The sequence below is a fragment of the Nitratidesulfovibrio oxamicus genome (genome assembly GCF_015731765.1).
GTDB classification, from domain to species: Bacteria; Desulfobacterota; Desulfovibrionia; order Desulfovibrionales; family Desulfovibrionaceae; genus Cupidesulfovibrio; species Cupidesulfovibrio oxamicus.
In genome coordinates, this window is record NZ_VRYY01000137.1 from 1 (window position 1) to 5,841 (window position 5,841).

Annotated in this window: 6 protein-coding genes and 1 pseudogene; 1 reads left to right on the forward strand and 6 read right to left on the reverse strand. The window is 64.7% G+C overall.

Going from position 1 to position 5,841, the window contains the following annotated elements:
• From FVW20_RS06135 to FVW20_RS06145, 3 genes and pseudogenes are all read right to left on the reverse strand, one after another.
• Positions 1-257 (reverse strand): annotated as a pseudogene (locus FVW20_RS06135) (branched-chain amino acid ABC transporter permease); the annotation flags it as partial.
• A gap of 270 nt (positions 258-527) precedes the next feature.
• Positions 528-1,436, reverse strand: a complete 909-nt coding sequence (locus FVW20_RS06140; RefSeq protein ID WP_196608739.1) for a branched-chain amino acid ABC transporter permease — start codon at positions 1,434-1,436, stop codon at positions 528-530.
• A gap of 100 nt (positions 1,437-1,536) precedes the next feature.
• Positions 1,537-2,655, reverse strand: coding sequence for a branched-chain amino acid ABC transporter substrate-binding protein (locus tag FVW20_RS06145; protein WP_196608740.1), 1,119 nt, complete (start codon positions 2,653-2,655; stop codon positions 1,537-1,539).
• Between the two features lie 700 nt (positions 2,656-3,355).
• On the opposite strand from FVW20_RS06145, the gene mscL reads away from it, so the two are divergent.
• Positions 3,356-3,802, forward strand: coding sequence for a large conductance mechanosensitive channel protein MscL (gene mscL, locus FVW20_RS06150; RefSeq protein WP_167122170.1), 447 nt, complete (start codon positions 3,356-3,358; stop codon positions 3,800-3,802).
• Positions 3,803-4,124: 322 nt separating this feature from the next.
• Here mscL and FVW20_RS06155 read toward each other — a convergent pair whose 3' ends face one another.
• The 3 genes from FVW20_RS06155 to FVW20_RS06165 all read right to left on the reverse strand — a co-directional run.
• Positions 4,125-4,592, reverse strand: a complete 468-nt coding sequence (locus tag FVW20_RS06155; RefSeq protein ID WP_231038919.1) for a universal stress protein — start codon at positions 4,590-4,592, stop codon at positions 4,125-4,127.
• A 148-nt stretch (positions 4,593-4,740) separates the two neighbouring features.
• Positions 4,741-5,136: a biotin/lipoyl attachment domain-containing protein gene (locus tag FVW20_RS06160; protein WP_196608741.1), complete on the reverse strand. Its 396-nt coding sequence runs from the start codon at positions 5,134-5,136 to the stop codon at positions 4,741-4,743.
• Positions 5,137-5,160: 24 nt separating this feature from the next.
• Positions 5,161-5,841 (reverse strand): YeiH family protein (locus FVW20_RS06165; RefSeq protein ID WP_196608742.1); only part of this gene is annotated, 681 nt, incomplete at its 5' end.

Here is a 5,841-nt window from a genome sequence, read left to right on the forward strand (position 1 = left end):
TCGCTGCGCAGGCGCTCGAACCACGCCCCGCGCGCGGACATGGCGCCACCCGCGGCGGCGGCGCGCCCGGCTTCCTTGCGGGCCAGCATGAACCGCCACACAAAGGACAGCACGAACGTACCCACGCCCATGCCCAGCATGTTCTCCCACCGCCAGTCGATGGTGCCGTTCAGGCTGTCGATCCTGATGACCATGAGCGGGAAGGTCAGGAACATGAACCACAGGCTGACCAGTATGGATTTCTTGAGACCTTGCATGAAGACTTTCCTCGGAATGCGTCGTTGTGTCCTGCGTGTTCCGGCGCCCGGCGGGGCGGGCGTTGCCTGCGGGCTACCACAGGCAAGGCGGAGAAGGCCCTGAAGCCTGCGGGTTGCCGTAGACCTTGCGGTGCCGCCGCCAGCGGGATTTTGTTCTCTGTCAAGGAAGAACGGCGTTTTATGCAGGGAGTGTACTCTTACGTACTCGACCGGAATAAAAAGGCGTTCTGACGCAGACAGAGGACAAAAGGCACCTTGTGGGGGCGCCGCCTAGACTTTCTGGGTCTTGGCCTTGCCCAGAATGCCAGAAGGCCGGAAGATGAGGATGAGCACAAGCAGCGCAAACGCCAGCGCATCCTCGTAGTCGCTCGAAATGTACCCGGTGGCGAAGCTTTCGCACCAGCCAAGCACAAGGCCGCCCAGCATGGCGCCGGGAATGGAGCCGATACCGCCGAGCACGGCGGCGGTGAACGCCTTGATGCCCGCGATGAAGCCGATGGCGAAGTTCACCTGTCCCACGTGCGAGGCGATGAGCACGCCGCCCACGGCGGCCAGCGACGAGCCGATGACGAAGGTGAGCGAGATCACCTTGTCGGCGTCGATGCCGAGCAGCATGGCCATCTTGCGGTTCTGGGCCGTGGCCCGCATGGCCTTGCCCATGCGGGTGTACTTGATGAACAGCGTCAGCGCGGCCATGGACACTGCGGAGGTGACGATGATCAGCACCTCGCTGGCGCCCATGATGTGCGCGATGGGTTCAAGAAATTCGGGCTGCGGCACCAGATTGGGAAACGGCATGAAGTCCGAGGTCTGGGCCAGGATGACGTAGTTCTGGAGAAAGATGGACATCCCGATGGCCGAGATGAGCGGCGAGAGGCGCGGTGCATCGCGCAGGGGCTTGTAGGCGATCTTTTCGAGCGTCAGGCCGTAGGCGGCACAGTAGATGACCGCAACCGCCGCCGCTATGATCAGGATGGCCAGGGCCGGAAAGCCGTAGATGCCGAGGGCACCTGCAACTATCAGCGCCGTGAACGCCCCCATCATGTACACTTCGCCGTGGGCGAAGTTGATCAGCTCGATGATGCCGTACACCATGGTGTAGCCGAGCGCGATGAGCGCGTAGATGGAACCGCGCGTCAGCCCGCCGAAGAAGAGTTCCCAGAAATACTGCCAATCCATTAGTGCCTTCCCGTACGTGCGCGGTGTGGCCGCACCTTGTCAAAACTCGGGGGACGGGCCTCTGGCCCGCCCCCCTGTCATATCGGATTCTCGCGCAGAACTACTTGAGTTCCACGTACTTGCCGTTCTTCACCTGGTACATGGAGAAGCCGACGCCTTCGGCATCGCCGCGCTTGTCGAACTTGATCTTGCCCACCGAGGTTTCAACGAACTCGGTGCGCAGGGCGTTCATGATCTTGGCGGAATCGGTGGAGCCGGCCTTTTCGATGGCGTTCAGCAGGGCCAGCGACGCGGCGTAGGCTTCCTTGTAGAACGCGCCGGGCTCGGCGCCGAATTCCTTCACGTGGGCTTCGATGGCTTCCTTGTACAGGGGCAGCGCGCTCACGTCCTTGGAGCTGGAGGCGTACACGCCTTCGGCGTCCTTGCCGGCAACCTTGATGAAGGTGTCGTCCTTCACGCCGTCGTCGGACACGAAGGGCAGGTCCATGCGCTTCTTGCGCAGCTGCTGCACGATCTTCGAGGCTTCCGGATGGTAGCCGCCGAACATCACGGCTTCGGCGCCGGAGTTGCGGATCTTCTGCACCACGGCGGAGTAGTCCACGGCGCCGGGGGTCACGCCTTCGAAGAGCACCACGGTGCCCTTGCCGCCCTGCTCGATGAACTGCTTGGCGTATTCGGCGTAGCCCTTGCCGTAGTCGCCCTTGTCGTGCAGCACGGCGATCTTCTTCTTGCCCAGCTTGTCGATAGTGAAATCGACGCCCAGCTTGGCCTGCTGGTCGTCAGAGGCGATGGTGCGGAAAAAATTGGGGTAGTCGCCGCTCTGGGTCAGGGCCGGGTTGGTGGCCGAGGGCGACATCAGCACGACGTTGGCTTCCTTGTAGATGGGAAGCGCGGCCTTGGTGGCGCCGGAGCAGATGTGGCCCAGCACCACGTTGGCGCCGTCGGACACCAGCTTGGTGGCCGCGTTGGTGGCCAGTTCGGGCTTGCACTGGTCGTCCTGGGGAATGACTTCCACCTGCTTGCCGAGCACGCCGCCCTTGGCGTTGACCATCTTGGCCACCAGCTTGGCGGCGTTGACGGTGGGCAGCCCGTAGGAAGCCAGGTCGCCGCTGTGGGCGCCGGCCACGCCGAACTTGATGGTGTCCGCTGCAAACGCCGGGCAGGCCATAACGGCCACGGCAAGACCCGCAACAAGGCCTTTGAACCATCCTTTACGCATGCTCGATCCTCCGAAATGTTGACGAAACGAGTGAACAATATTGTAAAGACATTGCCGCAACGGCGACCACCCCGCGCACGCACGGCAATGCAGCGCGTCGGGCAGGAATGCCACCATCGACCAACACTTTTTGATGCCACGGAATCCGGAAAGCTGTCAAACACTACCGGCTACGACAACTATCCGATGTTTTGGCAAAATTCCGGCGACACCCCGAGTGTTGTCATTTTTGGCATCACTTCGTGGCGGAAAACCTGGCGCCGGATATGCGTTCCGTCCTGCGGCGTGCGCGGCGGCCACCGACGCCGGATGAGGTACCCATGCGCCCACCTTGCCGTGCCTACTCGCGTGCGGTGCGGAATGCGGCGCCATGCCGCCCTCTCGTTTCAAACCGGGCGCACTGCCCCTACCCTTGCATCGCTTCATCCGTCAAGAGCACCACGGCAGGTTCATCGACTCCACAGGGCACGCCGGTTCCCGGCCCATGCGGGCTTCCGGGACCATGCCGCCCGCCCCGCCGACCCTGCCGCTATTGACGCGCGCGTTCCAGCTCGCCAGCCAACGCCCCATCACCGTCCGCCCACTCCCTATCCCTTGCGCCCCCAGAAAACCGGTGGGGAGGCGCCGCGCCGCTGCGGGGTTGCCGCCGCGCGCCAAAGCGTGCATACCATCTGGCAGTCTCTCGCAGCAGGAGGTTCACATGCTGAAGGCTTTCAAGGAATTCGCTGTCAAGGGCAACGCGCTGGACATGGCCGTGGGCGTCATTCTGGGCGCCTCGTTCGGCACCATCGTCAAGTCGCTGGTGGATGACCTGATCATGCCGCCCATCGGCCTGGTGCTGGGCGGCGTGGACTTTTCCAACCTGTTCGTCACCCTGCGCGACGGCGCCGCGCCCGGCCCCTACGCCAGCCTGGCCGCCGCCAAACAGGCGGGCGCGGTAACCCTGAACATGGGCGTGTTCGCCAACACGGTGGTCAGCTTCACCATCGTGGCCTTTGCCGTGTTCCTGCTGGTGCGCGGTGTGAACACCCTGCGCGAACGCCTGGAAGGCCCTGCGGCACCCAAACAGCAGAACTGCCCGTTCTGCTTCAGCAAAATAGATGTGCGCGCCACCCGCTGTCCCCACTGCACCGCCGAAATCGGATGATCGCCCACGCCTGATGCGCCGTGTCCGCCGTGTGGGCGGCGGCATGCCGCCGACAGCAGGCACGGTGTCGCCACCAAGCGCAGACCGTCCTGAACGCAACGCCGCCGCCGGAGTCGTCTCCGGCGGCGGCGGGCCCGTGGGCAGTCGCAGCGGTCGCCCCACACGGGGGTGCGGCAGGCAGGGGTGACCGCGCGAAAATTTCCGGGCCGCGTGCACCGGGTGGTGCGCAGGCCCTGTGTCCGAACCGGGCGCAGTCTCAGCATTTGGGCCGCCTGGCCCGGTTGCCTGTTCCGGCAACCCGTTCCGGCAACCCGTTCCGGCGCTACTCCGGGGCGGCCCGCACCAGCAGCACATCGCAGGGGGCATCGCGGGTCAGCCGGGCCACGGCGTCGCGCATCACCTCAAGCCCCCGGGTGAACGGGCTGGAAACCACCAGCAGGTCGTATCCCCTGGCCGCGTGTTCGCGGATCACGTCCACCACGTCGCCAGGGGCGGTCAGCAGTTCACCGGGCACATCGCCCCTGCGTTCCAGGAAGGCGCGCGCGCTTTCCGCCGCCGCCTTTTCCTCCAGCCCCTGCATGTATTCCAGAAAGCCGATGCGCGAATTGCAGCCGGACAGCCAGTCGTGCCCGGTAAACACGTCCCACGTGGCGTCGATGACAAACAGGGCGTCCAGGGTGGCGCCCTTCTCGCGGGCGATGCGAATGGCCTCGTCCACGGCGCGGCGTGCGCCGGGTCCGTCGTCGAGGGCGAGCAGCAGCTTCATGGGGGCGGTCATGGGTGACTTCATGGTGGGCATGTTCTCCGTAGGCGGGTGGCGGGCGGCGCAAGGCCGCCCGCCGGATGTCTGGCGTATGCGATGCTTCGGTCGGGGGGGGGCAGCCCTGGTCACCGGCTCTGCCTGCGACCGGGGGGTGCTTCCCGATTTGGAAAGGGCCCTAAGGCAGCGTGCCCTTCTCGTGCTCAAGCACGACGATGGCCTGCTTGCCCTTCTTCAGGGAGTCGCCGGGCTTGCCGGAAACCTTCAGCACCTTGCCGTTGGCCTTGGCGGTGAAGTTCTCCACGGCGATCTTCTCTTCCATCACGTTGTTGACCCACTTCTTCTTGACCACTTCCAGCGAGTAGAGCTTGTCGCCCTTCTTCACCTCGGCGCCTTCGGTCACGAAGACCTCCACCAGCTTGCCGTCCTGCGAGGCCTTGATGCCCACCGAGGGCACGATGAAGGCCATGTAGACCAGCACCACCACAACGATGAGGGCGGAGGCCAGGATGGCGGCCACGTCCTCGTGGCGGTCGCTCTTGAATACGGTAAGGGACTTCTTCTTGTCGGACATGTGTATTCTCCTCGTGCGGGCCGCCTAGAAGGCGCCTTCCTTCGGAATGAAGGCCAGGATGATGATCATGGCGATGACGTACTTGGAGACGCCCGCGATGAGCCCGATGCGCAGCGGCGTGCCGCCCGCGGCCTTGATTTCGCGCACGTCGATGTACGCGCCAAGGCCCACGAGGCCGATGCCGAACACCCAGGCCATCACGTCACGCATCAGGTGCAGCGTCTCGGAGCCTTCGGCGCCGATGATGTGCAGCGAGGACAGCGCGGTCATGCCGATGAAGCCCAGCACGAAGATGGGGAACTTGGAGGCAAGGATGGAACCCAGGCTGACGTGTTCGGCGTCGGCCTCGCCCTTCCAGTACCAGGCGGTGATGAAGAACACCACGAACGGAATGCACAGCACGCGCACCACGTTCCAGATTTCGCCGTAGGCCACGGCGGTGCCGGGGGCGAAGTTGGGGTTGAAGGCAAGGCAGGTGGCCAGCACCTGGCCGGAGTTCAGGATGCCCGTGCCCACCCAGGCGCCGAACTGGTAGTCCGACAGGGACAGCATCTTGCCGATGAACGGGCTGACGAACATGGTCATGATGCCGAAACCGAGAATGGTGGCGATGGACAGGGCCAGGTCCACCGGCTTGGCGCGCACGCCGGGCGCGGTGGCCACGGCGGCGGAAACGCCGCACACGCCGCAGGCGGCGGCCATGGT